Genomic DNA, 23,661 nt, shown 5'->3' with positions numbered 1-23,661 from the left:
GCGTTTGACCGGACGTGAAACCGTAAGAAAAACGTCTATCGACGTACTTTCAAAGAAGACAGACCGCGTTTAGCGGTAGTTTCTCTTGCGATACCAGGCAGCAGATTCTCCGAAGTTTATACGTTCTGATATCTAGAAAAAGAAAGGAGCTATAGAAACCATGCCCAACATCGATAGTCCGCAAGAAATCGTAAAAGAAATTAGGATTACCCGCTGCCCCGTTCCGACAGCAGCCAGTTTGGCCCTTGACCTCGGGCTGCTTGATCAGGAGCTTGAAAAGTCCGGATGTACGGCAGCGGAGCTAACGCGAGACACCCGTCAAGCTTTGCCTGATGCGCATTTTAATCACACCTTGCCATTCCTGGTGCGGGAAGGAGGCAACATTCCGGCTTTATGGGCACGCTCAACCGGAAGCGATACGCGGCTGATCGGACTAAGCTGGGTCGATGAATATCAAGCCATCCTCACCCTTCCCGACTCGGATATTCAGGGGCCTGGCGATTTGCGCGGAAAACGAATAGGGATTCCTCGTCATCGATATTTGGAGATCGATTTTCGAGCGGCCCAAGCGCTTCGCGGGTTTCATAATGCGCTCTCGCTGGCGAATCTTACGCTGGATGACGTCAACATCACACATCTTGAAGCGGCTCGTGAAGGAAGAAGGGATTCCTGGAATACCGAAATTGAGGCGCTGCAGCGGCGTGAGATCGATGCTGTTTTTGTCAAAGGAGCTACCGGACTGGAGGTCGCCCGTACGGTCGGGCTAAAGGAAGTGATCGAGCTCGGGTTCCATCCGGATCCGCTGGTGCGAGTCAACAATGGCGTGCCCCGAACCGTGACGGTCGATACGGCCTTAACGGAGCAGGAGCATGTCGTGGAGCAGATTCTCACTTCTCTGCTTCGCGCCGCCGATTGGTCCAAAGATCATCCCGAGGATTTCATTCGGGTCGTTACGAAGGAAACCGGCGCTTCCTCCGAATATGTTGCCTCAGCTTATCGCAATATTTCCCTTCGACCGTCACTGCGTGAAGACTATTTAAAAGCGCTTGAAGCCCAGAGCAGATTCCTGTTCGAGCATGGTTTCCTCCCGAATCCCGTAAACGTATGGGACTGGATTCTTCAAGAACCGTTAGCCGCGGCTGAACAAAACATTGCCAAAGGAGTGTCCCTCACATGACTCAAACGAAAGCAGACGTAACCATCGGCGTTCATCCTAATAATCATTCGTTATTCGTATTGCGCCGCTTGAGCTTTTTGGAAGAGATTCTTAAAGACCTTAACGCAACCGTTGCCTGGGTTGATTACACCGACGGAGCGAGGACGCCGCTGCGGATCGCATCCGGCGAAATCGACTTCGGCGGTACAGGGTCTACCCCGCCTTTAACCGCGCAGGCGTCGGGTATCGATATCGTCTACGTTGCGGTATCGAATCCTCGTACAGCCAGCGGCGCCTTAGTCGTGCGCAAGGAATCGCCGGTGCAATCCGTTGCGGATTTGAAAGGCTTGCGCATTGCGCTGTCCGAAGGGTCCTGGCATACGAGCTTTCTCGCAACCGCGCTCGATAAGGCAGGCATTCTATATGATGATGTCGCTCGTGCGGATATAGGCAATGAGGGGGCAAAAGCACTGCTGGCCGGCGAGGTGGAGGCTTGGGTCGGCAACGATCCGCAGCTGACGGAGCTGCATAACAAAGGTCTCGTTCGCACGCTGGTGCCGCTTGAGTCCCATATCTCCCACCGTTCCGTATGGTTTGCCAGCCGGGATTTTGCGACGAATCAGCCGCAGCTGCTTAAGGCCGTCGTTGAAGCGCTGCAGCAAGCAGATCAATGGATTCAAGACAACACGCGCGAAGCGGCGGAGCTGTTTGCCCGGGACCTGCCCGATTGGCCATCCGCGGATTCATGGGAAGCCGCGCTTCGGCGGAGACCTTGGGGGCTGCAGCCGATTACCGAGGAGTTCATAACCGAACAGCAGCGGGTTGCCGATCTGTTAGCAAGACAGCATATTTTGCCGAAAAGCATTGTCGTTTCCGATGCCGTTCTGCCCGTACCCGTAGAAATTGGAGGAGAATAGCATGGCTGCACACCAAGAGAACGTTGAAGTGTATTGGTATTTAACCGCGCCGGATGGCCGCAGTCCTTGGTCAACGGATGGCGCGCGCAAAATCGATTTGCCTTACCTGAGGCAGATTGCCTCGGCTGTCGACCAATTGGGATTTACCGGCGCCTTGCTGGCAACGGGCCCGCATGATACGTGGGTGCTGGGCTCCTCCCTGATCTCCAGCACGAACAATATGCGTTTTCTCATCGCTGTGCATCCGCCGCTGATTTCCCCCGTGCTCGCCGCGAAAATGACGCAGACGTTCGATGATTTCTCTGGAGGACGCGTCCTATTAAACATCGTGAACGGGAACACGGCGCAAATGCGCGCCTATGGATCAACGCTTGGGCATGATGAGCGTTATGCCTACACGGATGAATGGATTCAGGTGTGGAAGCAAGCCGTGGCCGGAGAACACCTGGATTTCCATGGCAAGTATATTACCGCCGAAGGCAAAGCCTTGCAGCTCACCTCCAAGCAGAAGCCAACGCCGCCCCTGTGGTTCGGCGGTTCGTCGCAAGCGGCTCACCTCACGGCCGCCAAGCACATCGATACGTACCTGAGCTGGGGCGAAACGCCTCCGCAGGTCGCCGAGAAGATTCAAGATCTTCAGGCTTTAGCGGCAGAGCAAGGCCGTACGATGCGGTATGGCATCCGGCTGTATCTGATCGTGCGGGATACGGATGAGGAAGCTTGGCAAGAAGCGGACCGGCTGCTCAAGACGATGGATCCGCAGACCGTGGAGCATATGCAAGCCATTCTTCGAAACAGCGATTCAGTGGGGCAGCAGCGCATGCTTCGCAATCACAACGGCCAAATTCCGAAAGACGCGCGGGAGCTCGAAATTTATCCGGATTTATGGGCCGGGATGAGTCTGGTACGACCAGGTCCGGGCACCACGATCGTTGGCAGTCCGGCAACCGTTCTGGCGCGCATAAGAGAGTATCAGGATGCGGGCATTTCAACGTTTATTTTCTCCGGTGTTCCGCTGCTTGAAGAAGCTTACCGTGTAGGAGAATACATCCTGCCCCATCTGCGCGTGAACCGTGAGGCCGTAACGACGCCGAAGCTAGAAGAACAGGAGAAGGTCTTCACGTGGGCTCATAACATCCACTAAACGATCCGGCAAAAAGGGAAGTGTCCTATGCGAAAAATAAGCTTACATTTACTATTAGTAATTCTGTTAGTTACGTTATCGGCTTGCGGTAAAGCCGGCCAAGCGAAACAAGCCAGTGCCGAGAATGAAGCCGTCCCCGTTCGTCTTGGCATCCTGCGCAGTGCCCAGCCACTAAGTTTATCAGAGGAAGGCGGGCCCCTGTATAAAAGGCTGGAAGCAGCCGGAGCGAGCATTGAAAAAACTGGCGGTTTCGCCGCCATGTCGCCAGCGATCGAGGCGTTAAACGCCGGTTCGATCGATATCACGATCGGCTCGATTACGGCAGCCATCAGCGCCCTTGTCGGAGGCTCCTCGGAATTCACGATTTTTGCGAAGCAGCCTGGCGATCAAGATAATCAAGGCATTGTGGCCAAGCCGGAAGCCGGCATCAAGGGGCCTTCCGACCTCCGGGGCAAGAAAATCGCCGTCAACCGCGGCGGCACGGGCGAATACTTACTATATAAAGCATTGGAGAAAGGCGGACTCGATGCAAGCGAAGTCGAGATCGTCTATCTTCCGCCAACGGAAGCGGGACCGGCCTTTGAAAGCGGGCAAGTCGATGCTTGGGCGACATGGGGGTCCTTCACCGCCGTGGCGCTCGTCGACTTCGGTGCAGAGCTGGTCATTTCCGCAGGCGACATCGAATCCGAGAATGATACGGTGTATATTGTGCGAAACGGCTTCCTGAAGGAGCATCCTGAGCTCGTCCATGAAGTGTTCGAAGGCTTGAATGAAGAGTCCGCGCTTCTATCCGGCGACGTCGATCACACCGTCCAATTAATTCAGGACATCCAAGGCGTCTCCGAAGCCGTCGCCCGTCAGCAGCTGGAAGGCTCTTTATACCCGTTTGACTCGATTGATGACACCGTCCGCCAACGTTGGCAAGCAGTCGCCGATTATATGTTTGAGAAAGGGATTATCCCGAATGAAGTGGATGTCCTATCCAATACGGTGGATGTGAGGACGTTGAAGTGAAGCCGCTTGAGGAAGGTTAGAGGAGCGGTGAGCGTCGAGCATTGCTCGGTAAAAATTCCAATATGCAACCCTTCGAGGGCACGAGGTCTGCTAAGGACTTGGTGTCCTTTTTTTCATGTTCAACAATACATCGGACCGTCAATGCAGAAAGTGGTGATGGATCTTCAAGTTCTGGATTCGGCTTTCGGTTAAAGGTAACTTTTCACGCAGCCATTAAGGATCTTTGATCCGTCTTCACCTTCACCCCTCCCTATGTACTGCCCTGGCTTGCATTATGCCATGAATTCCATTAACTTAGTTTTGATAGCTTCATATATCAACCATGATTGTACATGCCGTTGTAAGGGAGGATTGGGAAAGGCGTGATTCGCAAAAAGAACCGATATATCATAGCCATCTTCATGGCCTTCGCTGCCCTTTTTAGCGGCTGCAGCACGTCCGTCAAACAAACTGTCCCGCTGAACACGGACCCCCAATCGATATTAAGCGCAATCTATGAGTTGGAAGGGATCAAATCCGCCGGATCCGTGAATACGGAGCCTTTGACCGAAATCTCGGAGATCGAAGACAATATCAGCATCCGGTACCAGTACGTTTTCTTGGTGAAAGATGCCGTCAACGAGAATAATCAAGCCGTTCCGGATCGGCTGTATGTCGTTTCTGCGGTCGAGAATACGAGGAACGATCGGGAAATCAGCATCCAGTACATCGACGGCTCCATCAATGGGGAAACAGCCAAGCACAATCCGCGGCACCGTCCCATTACCGTAAACCTATGCCCGGATGATTCCAAATCTCCTTGCGGCGATGATGATTCGAAGACTTATCAAGCGAATGCGGTTGTTTTTTCGTTGGACCAATTCCCCGCATTTCGTTCGCATGGCAATGTCGTTGATATTAGCGTTAAGTATGCATTAGGTAAGAGTAAAAAAGAGCTCCGCGAGCAATTTCTAAGTGATTCGGGGTTGCAGGAGACTGACGATGCTGTCGTTTCCCTGAAGCTGCCGGACTCATTCGTGAAATAACAAGAAGTACACGAACAATATGAATCCGTTGATTGGAGGGCACGAGGTCTATTTAGGACTTGGTGTCCTTTTTTCTGGTTTCCGTACTGAAGGTCCCCGTCGACTTATATTCCTTTTATGATATAATATGTTTGATAATGGAATTTGAAAGGAGTATGCCATGAAGGCGAAAATCACAGCTGCCCTGATATTGAATGTTTGCATTGGATTCATATGGTATTACTTTTCTGGATTCATTGTTCATTTAATTAATCGAGGGAATAACGGATTATTCAACATCCTCTTATGGGTCGTTAGCTTAATGCTCTTTTTTGGCATTCATCGATTAACCATTTCAAAAATGAATACGAATCATACTCCGAAGCAGTCCAACCTCTTAAGTGCCGTTTCCTCGATTTCCTTTTTATCCACCGTTCTTCTGATCTATATATTCTTGTGATTCTACCTGTGGAACAACGGTTCCGTTGCACTCTGTTTAACAGACACAGGCAAAACGAACTGCTGCTCCGTCCATGTTTTGTATGGAGACAGAACGACAAGCAATTCGCCCGCGATCGGATAAAGTCCTATTTCTTCTTGTGTGAATTTAAATTATTTAAATTTCGTCAACTCTTCATAGTTCGTAATGTTAAGTTTGATTTTCCCTTCTTGATGAATATTATTTTGATAATAAACTTCTGTAATCAGCTCAGAGATCTTTCTTGCATCTTGGGACAATTGATTGAATATTTCCTGATCAGCTTCAGTTATTTCCCCTGTTTCATTATAGTTTGAGGATATTGCGCTAATTTGAGTATTCATTTTATTGGCAATAGGAACTAATAACTCTGTCGATACTCCCGAATCTATAACTTTAGAATAGCTCTCTACACGATATAGCCGATTATTGATTTCCTGAATGCTATTACCATCCACATCTTGAAGGTTTCCGAGATCGTGATAAAAATTCCACACTTCAAATACGGAATTACCAATTATAGATTCCAGTTTCATTTTTGAATCCCTATCGTTCGTGATGTTTTGACTAATCAAAAATATAGAAAAGATAATCAGAGTTATTACAGAGTAAGAAATCAGTACAGTCCTGGTTTTTTTCCTCAATTCACTTGCCTCCTTCCGCCTTCCTGATTATTTATAAATTTCTCCCTTTCCCATACTCTTTTTCCGTCGGTTAAACATACTGAACTGGGTGGATCTTCATAGAGGGAAATTTCAACCAATGAACTTTTTCCTTCTTTCAACCAATTATATACACTGCCTTCGTTAATAGAAGGATAGGATAAAATTTGATTTACTTGAAATGCAGTTGCATAATATTCTGCGTACTCGGGGTGATCATCATCTAATCCATTGTCTGTCTCAAAAAATGTGTCTGTTTTGCCTACAATTCTTAATCCACTGCTCCACTCTAATATGATCTCTACACCTTCATACTCCCTTAATGTTATAAATAAAGAATCTACTTCCATAGATATCCTCTTTGATGCAGCCTTATTTAAAGTTGCTGAAGAATGAATTAAAACAAACCCCCACCATTTCAAATAGCAATGATGAGGGTGATTACCATAGCTGCTTACCTAGTCCGCTATATTGATGACGTTATCTTTACCTGATAAATAACATATTTATGATTCCATTGCTGTATGGTAACGATCGTTTCTTCATTTCCCTTTTCAAAAAAATAATTAGAGCCTTCTTGCTGGACATAGCTCCATCCTTCACTGCTCATTCGCTCTTTTAGAAGCTCAACGGAACGATCCTCTCTTGCCAGATAATGTCCCTCCTTATCCATTGGGACTATTAATTTATCCTTTGTACTCAACGTGTACATGAGCTTAAAGTTATGGAATCCAATATTATTGATATAGATACCTGCGAATATAACGATAAGAAAAACGATGCCAATAATACCGATTGCTATGATCTTCAAAGGTTTCTTCAAAGTCATTCGCCACCCCTGCGTATAGCTGTTTAGTGTTTTATATCACCAACAAAGCTTGCGTATACCCTGGTACTGCAATATCCGGAAGAGTGCGCGACCAAAGATCCACAGGCAAATGCATTCGATAGTTCACCGCATCCCATTAAACTAATTGGATGATTACCAATTTGATCTAATCCTCGCACTGACATGAAAGATGAATATACTTGGCTTGTTATCCCCCCGCCTGCTAAATCTTCGTGTATGGTGCGCGGCGAGTGGGCATGATCTTTGGTTAAAAAATAAACCTTCAAAGACATATGACCAATCGAGGTTACTATCACTCAACTATCTAGCAATTCAAATCTCTCATTATTAATAGAAAGGTACTTAGCTTCTACCAAGAGAACAGAATTCCCGATTTCCAAACATATATTAGGGGCTTGATAGTACTGGTTTAGAAAACTATCCCCCATGATGTGTATCTTCGTATCATTAATAGTATCGAAGGACACTAAATCAAGATACTCCCAATCATACAATTTCTTCCTGTCATCACCCATTCCATTAACCCATGAGAATGAACAAACTTCGTTTAGTTTTACATCAAATACTGTTGTTTCATTATTGAACACTCTCTTTATCTCTAATGAAATTGAATGATCTTCAAAATTGAACTTATAAGATGTAATTTCACAACTCCATAACAGCGATGTTAGTTCTTCTAAGTTTGCCATATTACACACTCCTATTTACCAGTTAATTTGTTAATGATCTTTACAATATCATCATAGGTATTTCCTGTTATCGGGATATGAGTAGGCACAATATCGTTACTAAAATTCCCATTGATATCAACTGCTGGTTTGCCTTGAACAGAAAGCCTCCAGTAATTGTCGTTCATTTTGCTTGTGTTCATAACTCTTAACGTAATCTCTGAAGTTTTTTCATTGTAAGTAATCGGTATATTTACCGTCCATCCATCACCTTTTGCAGGCTTAATAGTTCCTCCTAAATCCTGAGCTATTTTATCAGCAAGAGCTTTATTTGATTCTGGCGTAGGAACGAATTCAGCAGCACCTGAGCCCTCATCCTCCGACTTATTGCCTTCATCCTCACCGTCACGATCGCCGCTATCATCACCGCCACCGCTACCGCTGCCATTACCGGCACCATTACCACTACCACTACCACTACCACTACCACTACCACTACCGCTACTGCTGCCATTACCGGCACCATTACCACTACCACTACCACCACCGCTACCGCTGCCATTACCGGCACCATTACCGCTACCACTACCACCACCGCTACCGCTTCCATTACCGGCACCACTACCGCCACTGTTTCCGCCACCACGATCATTATGCTTATTATTCAGGGGGCCTCCCCCCCTGATTCCAGCACGGTTGAGAATAACCTCCCCAACGATCAAAGCTGCCGCCTGCCCCAAATAATTGGACCAACCGCCTGCTGAATCGACTTCTACCTTTACGTCTTCTGCAACTTTTTCGCGGTACTCATTGCTAAAAAGCATTCGGCCGGCCCATATCCCCGTGTTCCAAATCTCCTCGACCGTCCCGATGGTTGCATTATAGAGCATCTCTTTCCCGGTTCCAAGCGGATCTTCGTACAAGGATATCCCCGTATCCTTTAATGAGTTCCCTAACTGGGCGGCCCCGATCTTTACGCCCTCCCATAGTTCCCCTGCTTCTTGCTTCACGGTGTCCCATGCCTTCCCGGCTTCATGTTGCACCGAATTCCAGGTTTCCTCCGCTTTTCTCCCCATATCCTCTACGGCCCTATAGCCTGCGGGTCCCCTCATCATAGGGAATGTTCCCAGCACATGCCCAGCAACTTGGATCGGTTGTCCCCGCTCATCTGCTGACTTAAATCGTTGGGCTATCCCTCTCAGCTCCAGGCTTGTCCGATGGATATGCTCCGTGGTCTGCGTCATCTCCCGATGCGCCTGCTGAAAATCCGCGTAAAAACGGGATCTCGTCGTACCTTCCCAGGCAGACTCCAGCATATGAATGTTCTGGTTCAACATGTATATCATTGCTTCCAGCTGTTCATGCGCACTGGAGCATTGCTCTGCAACGCGCAGCAGCATCTCCGGTGTGACCAAAATTCTACTCATAATAACCTCTCCATCTTGCTTTCGGGATTGAACCCGATCTCCGATCATAGCTAACTTAAATATTTTACTCCACTTGAATTATATGGAAAAGGTTCTCGAGGCCTTGCTATGTCACTTAAAACTAGGATCTTTTTCTCAGTTAGATATGGGACTTTATTACGAGCGAGGTTTTCAGTAATATGACCATTATTATTAGTGGGAGGATGTAGGGAGTCACGGAACATGACATACCTTAAAGTGGGCGAGTTGATGGATTAATTTATCCTCCATTATTCTCGCCCTTGCTTGCACTGAAATGTTTAGAAAAGAATTATTAGTACTTGTCTTTAAGTCCTATATTTTAAAACGGAATGGTATGATTGGTAGGGCAATTCTAGCAGGCTGGATATTTGGAGAAGGAGTTCATCTGCTCTCTTGATCAGATTCATCAGATGTGCCGACTGCATTTTACGGATTAAAGAGTTCTCCTGTTACAAAAAGGATACAGACTGCATAAATATCAACAACTCAATGCTAATCCTGGAGACTTTGGATCTTATGTTTCGTTGATTAAATGAATTGTGGATGCGTGTAAGTCTGGGGTCATGGAAACAAATATATCCTGGAAAGTAAAGACATCTTCAACGCAAAGTCGATGCACCGCAAGTAGTAGCAGTTTCTGTTAATGCTAGTGCTGACCATGAATCGCTATTCTCGTCGATTCATAACTAGTCAAAGGAAGCATCCATCTGTACATCGTTGGGATCGCCCTAGGGCATGAATGAGTAAGCCCCTCATCGTAAAGTCCTTCAAAAGGCTCGGATCAACTTTAATTTTTTTTGATAAATGCCGACTTGATACCTTCTTTGTTTTGTACGGCTTTACTAAGGACATATTTGAAGTTTTTAGTGATGTTCTCAATGGTATACGAATCATAACATTTATCAGCCAAAGCGTACGCTGCAATTTCTGCTTTTTGCTTATTATTTAGCGACGACTTGGTGAAAATACTTAAGTAATTTTCATAATACTCCTCTAAAAAAATTTTATCATCATCTGTAAATATTCGTTTGTTAACAATTTCTTCTGTTATTTGTCCATTGATCTCTTTAAATACCCAATCAAATAAATGATCCTTTCCAATGCCTGTAAATCCAAGTAGGTCTAGGACAACCTTTACTTTGGATAGATTTATTCCAAACTGCATGGTGATATTTATTATTGCATTGTATATCTCATCGGCCTTGGATCTAGGATTTATTCCACCTATAGAATTCACAATAAACAGATACGGGGAGTTGCTCGATTGAATCGAAGGGAACTTAACGAAAACCCTGAAACCATTACCTTCCTTTCCCAACTCCCCAAAGTAAGCATAAGTAAAGGTAACCATCTTCAAAGTGCTAAAATGAGATGTGTTATCAGAAGTTGTGTTAATCATAAAATCCCCTCCTTACGTACCATAATCCGTTATCACTGACTTGAAATAATCTTATCATATGTCTTAAAGTGAATTTTTGCAATATTGGACAACTTCTCTTTTCCATGCCTTTTGTAAAATTCTACTCCCTGATCAATTACTTTACCCGATACTCCCTTAGATAATGTCATTCCAACCGACTTTCCAATTAAGTTGAGTTGTTTGACAAAAGCATCCCTGGCAAGTATTGATGCAGCTGCTACAGCCAAGTCGGATTCAGCTTTATGCATCTGAACCAGGTTTATTTTCTTACCATTCTCGAGTAACGCATTTTTGATTAAATATTCATCGCCAAATTGATCCGAAATTGCCAAAGCAACACTGTACTTACTTAAAATGTTTTCCAATGCTCGTGCATGGGACCATGCGAGAATCTTGTTTACGTTCCCCATTTTCGACCATAGTTGATTGTATCTTGAGGGGCTAATTAGGATGATTTCATAGGTTCCAAATTTTTTTAATTCAGAGGCCAATAAAGATACCCTATTATCAGTCAATGTTTTAGAGTCCCTAACTCCAAGCATTTCAACTGCTGTCTCTTGTTTTTCATCTTTAATCAGGAACGCTGCTGTCACAATAGGTCCAAAAAAATCCCCTTTGCCGGATTCATCAATACCAACTCTCGGGGTGCCGTTATAAGTGGTGTTTAGAGAATGCTCATCTTCAATTATGCTCGTTTGTCTTAACTCTGTGGCATTACCCAGAATATCAGAAACTTTTGTAAACCACTGGTCTGCTTCTTTTCCTTGAAATAATACCTTCCCAGTTGAATACAAAGTTATGGCAACATTACTGCTCTTCCAGATAGTGTTGCCTCCCTTATCATTTCTAGGCAGATTAATATCTAGAAAATTAATGAGGATAACTTCGGCATCGCCTGTAACAGTCAATACTTGGTTCATAATTTCTCCTCATTCTTCAAAAAATTTGATGATAAGTTCGATTAATCATCCCAATAATCTCATCAAAGTAACTTTCGGCATCTTCGTAAGTGTCAACAGTCATCTGTACAGGTGGTCCATCATGTTGCAGAGGATTCCTTGTTTTTTGATACGATTCGTATATGACGAGAAGTTCAGCCTCTATTTGATCTTGTATTGAAGGATCAGAAGATAACAATGTTTTTTTTGTAGAATGCACATGACTTAGACCATTGAAAATTTGTCCGAAATTGAATAACGGTTTGCCGTTAGTATCTAACGCATTAATCTGTGTCTCAGTTAACAAACCTAGTTCAACAATTACCTTTTTTAGATAACCTTCTATTACCCTTAAACAAGGTGCAATGTAGCAGTAATAATCACCATAGTCGATCTTAGCAAGGAGCATACTTTGGGAGGAAATCAACAATTTCTTATCGTGATCATATAAGAAACTAAAAGCTCTACCAAGCCGCCCTACAATTTCGGTTTCTCCACGGGAGGTAAGATCCGTCATGACTACTTGAGCAACATCCTCAGCAACGGATCCCATTAATCGAAGCGTAATTTCCTCGACAGATGTATCAAGTGCCTCATCAATGGAATTGCATACTTCATCCCAAACTTCCCATCCCATTCCTTGGAGCATTAACTTGCCTTTATTAAATTGTGTAATCGTAACCTTATCTCTATTATTCCGGTTACTAACTTCAACAAGATAAGTTATGTGAGATGGATTCTGTTCTTTTTTGTTTATCTCATAATCATTTCTTGAAGCGACATTTACGATTACGTCATAAATCTCTTCAAATTGATCTTCTCTCAATAAATAGAGAGTATGTTTTGGAGTTATTTTTACGTCAGACATTGCAATATTAAATTCACTCAATACAGTGTCGTTAAGCATTTTATTGTTTAGGGAACCGTCGAGGGTTCGTCCTAACTTAGTATCGTAAATGCGAATGGTTCCAGGATCCTCCCCTTCCCTCAATAGTTTTACAACTATATGATCGGTCTTTTTGTTTTCTTCAATATCGATCCCAAGTCCTTCGCAAACTTCATTTAAGCGTTCTATGCATTCTTCGGATGATAGCTTTATTCTCGTAAGTTTCAAAGTTACGACCCCTTACATAAGATTGTATAATTATAACCATTTCCATTTGTTACTAAACACGATTCCCTATAACTAGTTCGATCCCAATTATACACCTCTTCTTATGCCTGGTAAATATTCCCCCCCACATATAATACCGAAAGCGACTGGTTACCATTGATTTCATATTCCCACCACTCCCATTTACGAAGAATATAATCTAGTAATCCAAATTATCGTTTCCATTATATGTATTATATCACTCTAATCATTATGTAGGCAATAGCCTACAGAAATTCCTTTATAGAACCACATAAGATTAGTTTAACCATCAAATAAGGGGTTATCCAACGTGGCTAATAGTGAGAAATCCATAGAATTGCTTGCCTTCGGCAGAGCTCTACGAAACCTTCGGAAAGAGAAGAAGCTTACCCAAGACGAGCTAAGCCTCTATTCCCGTGTAGACCGGTCTTATATCAGTGAGCTGGAGAACGGCGAAAAAGCGCCCTCTCTGCTAACGATTACCGCATTAGCAAGGGCGCTTCATGTTAAGCCTTCGGCTCTAATTGAGGATTATGAGAGGGAGATGAAACTAGATACTTAGGAGGCTCTCCCTCCAACTTTTTCAACTAATGATTAAGAAAGTATCTTCTGAATCTCCTTCATCAGATATGTATAAGACATCGCTCTTGGATAATAAGCGTTAGGGTGATGATAACGAATAAAGACCGTTTGGATGTCATCCCACATGATGTACTCCAGGCCGCCGGAAGTCTGCTTAAGCTCAAATCTATGGGGGCCCGACCTTTTCAATAGCTCATGGACACCTTGGAATATAACATCGCCGCAGCATAGAACAAGGTCGGGATTGACGACCCTGATTTGTTGAAGAAGAAACTCGCCAGTCTCCTGTATATGGCGCTCAACATCTGTATGATTGGCCTTGGCGCCGCCTGCAATCTTCTTCACATTTGCAAAATAGACTTTCCGAAGGAACTCGTCCGCTTCTTCCTTGACGTCTAGATAACGCTGCTCAACTTCGCTATATTCTGGGAATCCATTCAGGATTCCATACGTCCAACGCAGGAGTACTGGCCAGGTGCTACTTTCTTTAAGATATCCCTTCTCTCTTACAAACTGTTGCAGGTCCCACCCGGCGTCCGAAGAATTAACCTCTTTCAGAAGTATCATCAATTTAAGCGTTGCTCCTGACCATGCTTCCTCGTCCACATACCCATCCGGAATGAAAATTCCATTGGTGGACGCTTCGTGCATTCTCCATTGCCCAAATAGTTCATCAAGTTGGTTGTTTATGTTCATTGTTTAACCCCCGTATATAAGTGGCAGAGTATTATTCCTCGTCTAACTGAAAATGCTCTATCAACCGCTCGATCGTGAACTGGTTTCTCAATTTACATGCGGAATTTTGGTTCGCGAACATCCCCTTTTCCCAGATAGCTTCATGCTTCGGAAGCGTCTTAATCCAATCCACGCGCACCACATACTCGCAGAGATCAGGATCATCGACATCCTTATCCATGCTGACCTGTAAGTCGGCCTCGAGCAGTGGTTTATTCTCCCCTTCTACCAACACTTGAAAATCCTTAATAGGCACCACTTCATCGGCAACAATACCTACACCGACATACCCGACCTTAGGAATACACGCAAAGATCCGGGCACCAGGCTTAAGTAGATTCAGCGTATTGCTGTACCACCTTCCTTGCCCAGCCGAAATGAAGCCGTATCGTCTGCAGTCCTCCCAGTTTCGATGAATTCCGTCTCCCAATGAAACGTAATAGTCTTTTCCGTTCCAAGGAGCCTTTCCTGTCTTTTTGGACGTCACACTGGAAGCTTTCGCTTCTACTTGGTTGGGATCAATGAGCCAGTTCCTAGCTAAATACTCGTTATCTCCATCTTTGAAATAATGGAAGAAGAGAGCATTCACAGGTACACCGAAGGTCGTCAAATAATTAATAATCCGTTCAGTGGACGGATCCAACTCAGCTGATACGATAATTAATTCATGCAACTCATTTAAGGCATCAGGAAAATCAGTCTTGAAATGATCTACAAACTCTTGCTCCAACTGCTTTCCTGGATTTTTATCACTATAAATACGAATGATATCCGTGTAATCTAGCTGTTGAACCCAGGAGGCATAATCCAGCGTTTGCGCAACAACTTCACGAGGCGTCTTGTTACGCTTAAGCTCAATCACAACCAAATTACCTTCGGCATTCATCGCTAAGATGTCAATGAATTTCCCGAACGCCGTACTGATCTGCCTGCCGATAAGCATCAAGGAAGGGTCAATAATGCTAATATCATCGGCAATGACATCCTCGAGCTTACGCTCGGTTTCTATACTTGAAAAATGGATCTTCTCCACCTTTTCATTGATTTTCCACACTCCTAGTTCGATGGGCATATGAGTTGGCTCCTTTTCCTATCAGTATTAAATGATTACATCTCTTAGGAACGTTGGCGTTAAAAAGTTTAATAAAATACTTTCCAAATATTATCGATTAAATATAATAGATAATATTGCCTATCCCTATTGGATAATAATACCTACATGTTATCAGAAAGGACAAAATCAAGAAATGAAAAAACTAGCAATACTAATCGCATTTATTTTTATCCTTGCAGTGACGTCTGCCTGCGAGAAAAAAATTGACCAATTAAATACATCCCAAGCATTACAGAGCAACGAAGGACATCCTCAGGGACAGGAGAACAAGGAAGATGACGTAAACATCCCACCTAACAACGAGGAAACAACAGCGGATTCACACAATAGTCAGCAAGAAGCTACACCGAATAATGTTGAGACACAGCCAGATCAGGCGGCCCTAGATATTCCGACGTCCGACTCCTTAATTCGTTCTCCTGAAGGAAAGAATTTATCTCAAGTTGAGTGGAAACCTGGTGCGCCTGATGTAACTTTACCTATGCAATTCGGTACAACGGAGGCTGAATTAGTTTTAGGACTAGATCACCCTAACGGGACTAAGGCTGTGATGATCTTCCCTTCTACTTCTGTGGGTTGGCAACTTGACTTGTCTGGTGATACGGGAGTATTCGACGAATACGGGGAATTACAGGAGGGTTATAAAATTCAAGCCGCTCTCCATGATTTTGATCAAGATGGCATTAGCGAATTAATCGTCACAGCTGGCGACTCAATAATTGACTTAAGCCTTTGGGTTTATTCCTTTACAACCGTCGGGGACTTGCAGAAAATCAATCCAATCAAGCAGGAATTATCAATTACTGGTCAATCGTACATAGTGCTTGATGGTGATGAAATCATTGCCCCTTATGGTTCTCAAGGATTAATCGATTATTATAAATATGTGGATAAGGTGTTCATGCAACCCGTTTACTAAGTTCATTGTCTATTTATAAGTTTAACCTCCCTCATCAAAATTGCCGCTCTCCACTTACTTAAGTGGTACAGCGGCAATCGGTTTATTACTATCTTTTCGCCCTCTCGGCACTCCCCGCCTTATCCACATGCTCAGCCCGAATCTTCGGATCAGTGATATTGGCTTCTTTCAAAGATTGATAGATCTTCTGAATATCCGACTCTGTTAGAACAGGTCCCGTCTTCTCGGCTTGAATCCGGTTCATTTTACGCTGAATATATTCGGATAGTTCAACATCGTACACGATCAGCTCATCCGATTGAATTTTTCTCAATTCAGGGTCCACGCTAAATCGGCAACGCATCGTGAAGGAGACGAGTGATATATATCGACTCTCTTGATAGTCGGGGAGCAAGCTTTTGATCGCTTGAATATGACCGTAATTCTGCATAAACGGGTTGTACATTTTAAATCGGTTGCTTACCGACCATGACTTATTGTCTCTAGTACCCTTTATCTCCCCGTTGTAGTTCTTGGTCTCGATTACAAATATTCCTTGAGGGGTAATGACCACGTGATCGATCTGCGAATATCCTGTACGGGATTCCGAATTAGCCACCATTAAATCACTTACATATTTACACCCTTTAGGGAGCTGATCTAGCTGAATGTTAATCTTATGCTCTCCCAGCTCTCCGATTCGAGTTGGCTGAACTTTAGGCTTAGGTTTGCGGCTAGATGTTTTAGTACTAGGTTGGGTAGGCTTCTTATCCGAAGTATCTGATTTGAATATCGACATTAATTTCTTTAGCATATTGGAACTCCGTTCTTATATGATGTGGGGATTAAATGCCTTCAAGCGATTCGCACTAGCCTGGACGATTCTTTAAAATATCCAGCTCCTCTTAATCGTTTTCACAACATCAATCCGACGATCCTCGTCAACATATACATCCATTCGCCAGAAATCGGTGAAACCCTTCTATAGAACCATTGCAGATTATTCTCTAACTTCAACACCATTACTAATGGCCTACTACTAATCCAAATGACAACCAAATCGTTATTGGTTTAATCCGTCTTTATGTGGATCGGGATCGCAGCTTTCATCAGATTTTTGCTCCTCTTCCCTATACTTCTCCTTCATTTCATCATAAAACTCTGTTATTTTATCACTCGTTAAACCTAACTTCTCAATGACTAGTTTAATCTCCAAATGCATTGCACGGTTTCTTGGTTTCATGGGATTCCTCCATCACTAATTCCTCATTTATCCATAGTTTAAAGAATAGTGGTGACATGGGAATGCCAGCAAACGTAAGTTCGGAACCCAAAATCGGCATAAAAAAAAGACTGCTCATTGAGCAGCCTTTGATTAGCCTTATGGTAACATAGAGAATAACTTGGTTTAATTACTTCACAACCACCCGCTGGTTCTCATCTTCATAAGCGAAGCCAAGCTCAATAGCTCTTTGAATCCCCGATTTAATCGACTTCTCCAGAGCACTGCCAGATCTAGCGTATCCGAGCGCCTTAACCACTTGTTTCGTTAGCTCATCATAAGGAAGACTAATTTGAGAAGACAGAATGGATTTCACGGCAACCGCTACTTCTTCCGACGGTAAATCCTCGGCCATTCGCCGCTGAGCGTCATCTGTGGCTACTCTGTAAATGCCATACTCGGATGGTTTTATTCCTTCTGGCCAGAAGAAGGTCATTCCGTTCACTTCCGTATGTGCAGGTTGTATCTTCATCAACAACTCTGTAAACCTCTGATCCAATCGTGCCCCCAGTCTGGTAATGCCCCATGCCTGTAAAATGCGTTTTGTAAGTAAACTCCGGCTAATAGGTCCCTCTTCTTGAATGACCTTTCGGATTTGACCCAAAAGGAGCTCCGTCGATTCTGGGGAATGGAACCAATCCGACCCTAAAGAAACAGCATCCAGAACGCAGACATGGTAAGGCTGCATCTCTTTCGGTTTCTGAGGCTGTGCAGGTTGAACATGATGATCCTTATCCATGCTTACCGGAGGATTCTGTGAACGATCAAAAGTCACTTGTTCATGAGTCACTGCTGCTTCAGCTTGGGCCTGAACCCGTAGCTTCTTGGCCTCTCTTCCTCGCTTAACAGCTTCCACAACACGGTCCATTACGCCTTCTCTATTATCCCACCAATCCGGACTCCACACCCTCAACAAATTCCAGCCAAGCTGCTTAAGCACTTCTTCCCGCAAAATATTTCGATCCCGTGCAGATTCTGCATTTTGATACATCGGTCCGTCAAGGAGAATCCCTAATGCATAATGATCGGACTCAGGGTCCAATACCGCTAAATCAATGCGATATCCCGATGCCCCGACATATAGATCTGCTTGGTATCCGCGCTTTTTCAATTCAGCGGCCAGACTTCGGTGAACATGCGAAACCTGAAGCGCTTGAGACGACGCCTCGCTTGCAGGCAGGATCCGTTTTCCTTTTTCCGCATACTCAAGGAACGCTTTTAAGCCTAGTACACCTTCGCTGCTGATCCTGCTTGCATTCAGGTGATGGGCGTGCAGTGTTGAGAATACCAGCATTTCGTACCTAGCTCTTGATACGGCAACATTTAACCGTCTCCAACCTCCCTGCCGGTTTAATGGGCCAAAATTCAGGCTTACCTTACCGTTTGCATCAGGCCCATATCCTACTGAGAACAAAATAACGTCCCGTTCATCCCCTTGAACATTCTCAAGGTTTTTGATGAATAGTGGTTCCGGCATTTGCATCATGAGCATTTCCACTTCCGGTTCTTGCTTCAGTACTTCTTCAAGCATATCCTCAATCAAGGTTTGCTGAATGGAGCTAAACGTAACGACCCCCAAGCTCTGTTGGCGCAAGACCGGATCCTTAATGCGGCGGATAATCTCAGCAACGACAGCCTCACCTTCGGCTCGATTCTGTTTCGTACGTCCCCGGTCATAATATCCTTAGACAGGGCACCATTTCACACTTGAAACGGGTTCATCCGGAGATGGGAAGGTCATTAACTTATTTTCATAGTAATGAGCGTTACTGAACGCGATCAGGCTTTCATGCCGACTACGATAATGCCAGGTCAGATGTCGCTCCGGCATTCCAAGCGCCAAACAATCATCCAATATGCTCTCCATGTCTTGCAGCGCTGGTTCCTCTTCCTCCGTTTCCTGACGGCTCTTCGAAAAAAAGCTCGTTGGTGGCAGCTGTTTCGGATCACCTACGATAACAGACTGTTGTCCCCGTGCCAATGCCCCAACCGCTTGTGCCGTTGGCACCTGAGAGGCTTCGTCAAATATTACCATATCGAATGGGGATCGTTCAGGATCGAGATACTGTGCTACAGAAATCGGACTCATCAACATACAGGGCACTAATCGCGGCAGCAAATTCGGAATCTGTTCAAACAGCTTACGAATCGACATATTTCTCCCGCCGCTGCGAATCGCCCGCTGAAGAATGCCGGCTTCCGAGCTTTGCGATGCTTCCTGCGTCATTTGAGGCACTCTCGAAGAAAGCCTGGCCACAATTTCTTGTTGGGTTAGTCTCGTATATTCCTCGTCGGCTTCTTTGAAGCGAAGTAGTGTCTCTTCAAATACATTGCCGGAGAATGACACGAATTGCTCATCACGCGCAATGATGTAATTCGCTATTTTTTTATAGAGTCCACGTTCAAAAGCGTCCTTCAACTGGTCATTAGATAGACGCCCTTCTTCGTATGGAATGACAAGAGGGAGAAGTCCTTGCTCCTCCGCCTGCGATCGCACTCTTCGCCACGTACACCAATCTCTCAATACATCTAGATGAGATATCCATCCATTTGCTTTTTCCAGGAGATCATCGTGCCAGTCCAAATTCTGAGACTGATGCGCCATGCGCTCAAAGTCAATCTGCAATAGATCGCGGAGCTCCTTTTCCTGATGCTTCACTTGTTCATGACTACGGAGCACAGACTGTATCGATTGATTCAGCGCAGCATTCCCACGAAGCTCAACCATAAATTCCGCAATCTGTGTTCTTGCGTGATGGGCATCGGTAGTATTTTCATACCAAGCCGTTAACGCTGCATGCAATCGATTCAGCCACTCGCAAGTCTCCATGATGTCGTCCCACTTGCCTTCGTCATCCCAGATCAGCGAGGAACCAAGGAATGGAGCGGATTCGTCTCTTGCTCGACTTAACTTCTGTTCCTCTTCCTGCAGGGAAATGATATCCAGCAAGTGAGATCTGACATCCTCCTTGACTATCCCTTGACCGGAAATCGTCATTTTCTTCAGCATATTTACAATGCGATTCTGCCCAGCCCATTTCGGAAGGAACCATTTTAGCTCCAAACTATCCCAAGTAGATAACATCATTTGGGCATCTAAACGATGAGCCTCTGAAGTGAATAATTTGGAAACCCTACCTCTAATCTCGTCTCGGCGTTTGCCCTGAAGTGCTGCGGCCTTTAGCCTTTCGACCGATTCTTCGACATTGATCTCTTGCATGAGGGCAGGTTTAATATCCGGTACACGGCTAGCCAGCTCACACAACTGTGCAAATATGGAGATTTTGTCTTGAGTCATCGAAAGAGCTCCAAGCTTGAAATGCTTCAGCGCTTCATTCATCGCTTTCTGTCGTCCCTCAAGCTCTACGATGTAGCTCTTTATTAATACTTCTGCGTTTGCCTTCAGCTCCTGTGTATAGGATGTAACCTTAGAGTCCGCCCAAGGGTGCGTGCCCGGATTGCCAAGGGCAGCCCCGGCTGCGATGAATTGAGCAACCGTGTCATTCCATGCAACCAAGGTATCCGGGTTCAGTCCTTCAATCGCTGCGTCATTGAACGTAACGACATCCAGTGCTTCACCCGCCCTCTCATACTCCGATATCGCTTCAAATAAAGATAAGCCAAAAGCTTGTTTTCGATGAAGGGCTTTTACATAACCGTTTAACGTCTCTCTCAACTGGAACAAGCGATCTGCTTGTCTTTTCCACGACTCGCCAGACTGTATCCGCTGCACATCAATCGCATTGCTTAATTGGTCAAGGACTGCTCGCTTTGTGCTTTTGTTGGAGTGAAGTTCCAGGCAAAAAGGGCCCAAACCGATTTGTTCTAATCTTCGCTGAACAACAGACAGTGCTGCCATCTTCTCCGCTACGAACAGCACCTTTTTCCCATTGGCCAGAGCACTAGCAATCATATTCGTAATGGTCTGGGACTTCCCGGTTCCTGGAGGGCCATGCAGCACAAAGCTTTGCCCCTTAAGCGCCGCGCGAATGGCAGATAATTGTGAAGAATCCGCACTAACCGGAATCAACGAATGAGCAGGATGCTCTTCATCGAGCAGCTCGGGCTTCACTTCCACAGATTCCCGTAGCTGTAATTGCCCCTGAATAAGACTTGCCACCACTTGATTTTCTGCCAATTGATCAGCTCTCGTGCGAATGTCATTCCACATTACAAATTGCCCGAAAGAAAACAATCCGAGATTAGCCGTTTCCTCGATGTCAAAGCGGGATACTTGAATTAATGCATGTCGAATAACGTTAAAGATCTGTTTCAAGGCAATGCCTTTCTCATCCCTCGGAAGCGGATCCAGGCCATCAATGCCGATACCGAAATCCTGCCTTAGCATCTCCAGCAGTGTAATATTAATCTGCGGTTCTTCATCCCTCGCCCGAATGACATATCCTTGTCGTGAAGATTTTCGTAAAATATCTACAGGAATCAGCACAATCGGCGCATATCGAGGAAGTTCGCTAACCGGTGATTCATACCATTTCAAGAGACCCAAAGCAAGAAAAAGCGTGTTAGCCCCATTCTCCTCCAATGAAGTTCGGGCAGACCGATAAATATGTACAATTCTTTTCTCTAGGTCTTGAGCATTCAAATCGGCTCTCAATCGTCTCCGGACGAATTCTTCCTGCAGCAATTTAACGAGTGGGTGATTGGCATTCACACTTTGATACAAGCTGGCGTTTCGCCCGTTATCCTCCCAGTCACTGGGCCTAGCCAACAGTTGAAATTCATCGCCGTCAGCCAGCGCATCTTCTAAATCTCCCAACTGAGCAGAAATGACCGGAATGCTCGACTTGGTTAAGCGAAAATTGAGCAGTGAATTACGAAGCGTCAAATCTAGCAGCTTACGCTCCCATTGCTTTTGCCGCGTTGTAGGCTGCAACGATTCAACTTCCAATGGTTTTTCCAGCACTTCCAGAAGTTCCGGAGCAGCACTTTCATGGATCTTCGTCTCACGAGTCTCCTCAATGACCCATCCATTTGTCGCCTTCGTACGCAGTGGTAACGGTCGTATGGCTGCTGCGCGTGCTCTTCGAATATCGACCAAGCCATCGAATGAATCGGGATCTCTTAGATGCTCCTCGGCTAGCATAGCCGCTTGATCAAATGGAATATGATCCCCTTTGACCATAGCCGTAGACTCCACCACGCAGATTTCATTTATTCCCGCTGCGAGCCTTTTCGTTAATAACGATATATCATCTTGAACCGTCTCCGAGAACGTCTCCTCTACAAGCCAGACTCCGGCAAACGCATGCCCTTTCGTGAAAATGATCAGGGGATGTAGACCCACCGCCTCCATACAAGCAGCATATAGCATGGAAAGATCCAGACAATTTCCCAGGCCATGCGTGAAGATGGTCTCAGGAAGACGAATACGCTGACCGATCAACTCAAAACTAGGAGGAGCTACGCAGTAGGAAATCTTGCGATTCTGCAAAGCCGAGTAGATTGCAGCGGCCTGCATACGTACCCGGTTGGGATCCTTACTCTGATAAGCTGTAAACGAAGGGCTTCCCGACCATTGCTCCAGAATGGTGCCCGCCTCCCGTACGATCTCGGCCACTTGATGATGATTCGGTGTGACAAATGCCGCGGTCATCTCAGGCAATACGGCGAGTCCACTCCATTCATCAAAGGCAAGGACGGAAATCGAGCCGCGCTGCTTGAACAATTCGGTGTCATTCTGCCATACCGTCAATGTCAATGTACCTGTTATACGTTCCGACAAATCCCCCAAAAATGAGGTCGACATATGTAAATCAATCGTCCCCATGTCCAAGGATTGCCCTGCTGGAAGCATGTCAAAATCCTTCTTCCATTCATATGCAAATTGCGGCTCGGATTCTAGCTTCACCGTGATTCCCTTGATATCTTCACCCGTTGTATTCGTTAAAATGATGCTCTTCATAACAGGAACATGGTTCTGCTGCATAGCGTAGTTCACGGTTTCGCTATACAACCATTCGCATGATATTCTGCTCTCCACTTCCATATCCTCCTATAATTCTTGTTTCTCAGTCCTGTAGACCTACAGCGATTGCCAATTAGTTCTATAATAACACTAAATAATGGGTGTATCTGCTTTATTCGACATGAAATACGAGAAAATCAGAACCACCCGTCAAACGGGTGGTTTGCTCTTGGGGTATAACCCCTTGTTGCCAAACTGCGCCTAAAGACGCTAGCCTGACAATAAAATTG

21 protein-coding genes and 1 pseudogene are annotated in these 23,661 nt (G+C 45.2%); 7 read left to right on the top strand and 15 right to left on the bottom strand.

What is annotated here, in order from left to right; all coding sequences use genetic code 11:
* The first annotated feature begins 160 nt into the window (after positions 1-160).
* From J2Z18_RS22135 to J2Z18_RS22115, 5 genes are all read left to right on the top strand, one after another.
* Positions 161-1,177: an ABC transporter substrate-binding protein gene (locus J2Z18_RS22135; protein WP_144878733.1), complete on the top strand. Its 1,017-nt coding sequence runs from the start codon at positions 161-163 to the stop codon at positions 1,175-1,177.
* Positions 1,174-2,073, top strand: coding sequence for an aliphatic sulfonate ABC transporter substrate-binding protein (locus tag J2Z18_RS22130; RefSeq protein WP_144878732.1), 900 nt, complete (start codon positions 1,174-1,176; stop codon positions 2,071-2,073). Before J2Z18_RS22135 ends, J2Z18_RS22130 begins: the two co-directional genes overlap by 4 nt.
* A 1-nt stretch (position 2,074) precedes the next feature.
* The gene (locus tag J2Z18_RS22125) at positions 2,075-3,217 is read left to right on the top strand and encodes an LLM class flavin-dependent oxidoreductase (protein WP_210095342.1); all 1,143 of its coding nucleotides are present in this window, start codon (positions 2,075-2,077) and stop codon (positions 3,215-3,217) included.
* Positions 3,218-3,244: 27 nt separating this feature from the next.
* On the top strand, positions 3,245-4,231 hold the full coding sequence (locus J2Z18_RS22120) for an ABC transporter substrate-binding protein (RefSeq protein ID WP_210095341.1): 987 nt from the start codon (positions 3,245-3,247) through the stop codon (positions 4,229-4,231).
* Positions 4,232-4,593: 362 nt separating this feature from the next.
* Positions 4,594-5,256 (top strand): hypothetical protein, encoded by a 663-nt coding sequence (locus J2Z18_RS22115; protein WP_210095340.1) that lies wholly within the window; start codon positions 4,594-4,596, stop codon positions 5,254-5,256.
* A gap of 591 nt (positions 5,257-5,847) precedes the next feature.
* Here the strand turns inward: J2Z18_RS22115 and J2Z18_RS22110 are convergent.
* The 8 genes from J2Z18_RS22110 to J2Z18_RS22075 all read right to left on the bottom strand — a co-directional run bounded on the left by J2Z18_RS22110 (position 5,848) and on the right by J2Z18_RS22075 (position 12,813).
* On the bottom strand, positions 5,848-6,357 hold the full coding sequence (locus J2Z18_RS22110) for a hypothetical protein (protein ID WP_210095339.1): 510 nt from the start codon (positions 6,355-6,357) through the stop codon (positions 5,848-5,850).
* Positions 6,354-6,725 carry a YxxD family cognate immunity protein YxxD gene (locus J2Z18_RS22105; protein WP_210095338.1) on the bottom strand — a complete coding sequence of 124 codons (372 nt, stop codon included), beginning with the start codon at positions 6,723-6,725 and terminating at the stop codon, positions 6,354-6,356. Before J2Z18_RS22105 ends, J2Z18_RS22110 begins: the two co-directional genes overlap by 4 nt.
* A 116-nt stretch (positions 6,726-6,841) precedes the next feature.
* The gene (locus J2Z18_RS22100; protein WP_210095337.1) at positions 6,842-7,204 is read right to left on the bottom strand and encodes a hypothetical protein; all 363 of its coding nucleotides are present in this window, start codon (positions 7,202-7,204) and stop codon (positions 6,842-6,844) included.
* 317 nt (positions 7,205-7,521) lie between these two features.
* Positions 7,522-7,914 (bottom strand): YxiG family protein, encoded by a 393-nt coding sequence (locus J2Z18_RS22095; RefSeq protein ID WP_210095336.1) that lies wholly within the window; start codon positions 7,912-7,914, stop codon positions 7,522-7,524.
* An 11-nt stretch (positions 7,915-7,925) separates the two neighbouring features.
* Positions 7,926-9,320, bottom strand: coding sequence for a WXG100 family type VII secretion target (locus J2Z18_RS22090; protein WP_245256132.1), 1,395 nt, complete (start codon positions 9,318-9,320; stop codon positions 7,926-7,928).
* Positions 9,321-10,128: 808 nt separating this feature from the next.
* Positions 10,129-10,740: a hypothetical protein gene (locus J2Z18_RS22085; RefSeq protein WP_210095335.1), complete on the bottom strand. Its 612-nt coding sequence runs from the start codon at positions 10,738-10,740 to the stop codon at positions 10,129-10,131.
* Positions 10,741-10,772: 32 nt separating this feature from the next.
* On the bottom strand, positions 10,773-11,681 hold the full coding sequence (rnhC, locus tag J2Z18_RS22080; RefSeq protein ID WP_210095334.1) for a ribonuclease HIII: 909 nt from the start codon (positions 11,679-11,681) through the stop codon (positions 10,773-10,775).
* A gap of 16 nt (positions 11,682-11,697) precedes the next feature.
* Complete coding sequence (locus tag J2Z18_RS22075; protein WP_210095333.1) at positions 11,698-12,813, bottom strand: type II toxin-antitoxin system RnlA family toxin; 1,116 nt, start codon at positions 12,811-12,813, stop codon at positions 11,698-11,700.
* Positions 12,814-13,144: 331 nt separating this feature from the next.
* On the opposite strand from J2Z18_RS22075, the gene J2Z18_RS22070 reads away from it, so the two are divergent.
* On the top strand, positions 13,145-13,396 hold the full coding sequence (locus J2Z18_RS22070) for a helix-turn-helix domain-containing protein (protein WP_007131103.1): 252 nt from the start codon (positions 13,145-13,147) through the stop codon (positions 13,394-13,396).
* Between the two features lie 32 nt (positions 13,397-13,428).
* On the opposite strand, the gene J2Z18_RS22065 is transcribed toward J2Z18_RS22070, so the two are convergent.
* Together J2Z18_RS22065 and J2Z18_RS22060 are read right to left on the bottom strand one after the other, a co-directional pair.
* Positions 13,429-14,112, bottom strand: coding sequence for a hypothetical protein (locus J2Z18_RS22065; protein WP_210095332.1), 684 nt, complete (start codon positions 14,110-14,112; stop codon positions 13,429-13,431).
* A gap of 31 nt (positions 14,113-14,143) precedes the next feature.
* Complete coding sequence (locus tag J2Z18_RS22060) at positions 14,144-15,223, bottom strand: endonuclease NucS domain-containing protein (RefSeq protein ID WP_210095331.1); 1,080 nt, start codon at positions 15,221-15,223, stop codon at positions 14,144-14,146.
* Positions 15,224-15,398: 175 nt separating this feature from the next.
* Here J2Z18_RS22060 and J2Z18_RS22055 point away from each other — a divergent pair, with 175 nt between their 5' ends.
* Positions 15,399-16,184, top strand: coding sequence for a hypothetical protein (locus tag J2Z18_RS22055; protein WP_210095330.1), 786 nt, complete (start codon positions 15,399-15,401; stop codon positions 16,182-16,184).
* Positions 16,185-16,272: 88 nt separating this feature from the next.
* On the opposite strand, the gene J2Z18_RS22050 is transcribed toward J2Z18_RS22055, so the two are convergent.
* From J2Z18_RS22050 to proA, 5 genes and pseudogenes are all read right to left on the bottom strand, one after another.
* Positions 16,273-16,962 carry a nuclease-related domain-containing protein gene (locus tag J2Z18_RS22050; RefSeq protein WP_245256143.1) on the bottom strand — a complete coding sequence of 230 codons (690 nt, stop codon included), beginning with the start codon at positions 16,960-16,962 and terminating at the stop codon, positions 16,273-16,275.
* Positions 16,963-17,226: 264 nt separating this feature from the next.
* Positions 17,227-17,406, bottom strand: a complete 180-nt coding sequence (locus J2Z18_RS22045; RefSeq protein ID WP_210095328.1) for a hypothetical protein — start codon at positions 17,404-17,406, stop codon at positions 17,227-17,229.
* Between the two features lie 169 nt (positions 17,407-17,575).
* Positions 17,576-18,133, bottom strand: coding sequence for a DUF3320 domain-containing protein (locus tag J2Z18_RS30570; RefSeq protein WP_245256142.1), 558 nt, complete (start codon positions 18,131-18,133; stop codon positions 17,576-17,578).
* Between the two features lie 171 nt (positions 18,134-18,304).
* Positions 18,305-19,096: pseudogene (locus J2Z18_RS30565) on the bottom strand (PDDEXK-like endonuclease domain-containing protein); the annotation flags it as partial.
* Positions 19,097-19,129: 33 nt separating this feature from the next.
* On the bottom strand, positions 19,130-23,446 hold the full coding sequence (proA, locus tag J2Z18_RS22035) for an anti-phage protein ProA (protein WP_210095326.1): 4,317 nt from the start codon (positions 23,444-23,446) through the stop codon (positions 19,130-19,132).
* Positions 23,447-23,661: the final 215 nt, after the last annotated feature.

The organism is Paenibacillus lactis (assembly GCF_017873605.1).
Lineage (GTDB): Bacteria > Bacillota > Bacilli > Paenibacillales > Paenibacillaceae > Paenibacillus_AQ > Paenibacillus_AQ lactis.
Note: the sequence above shows the minus strand (reverse complement) of the source record. Positions and strands in the feature narration are given on the sequence as shown.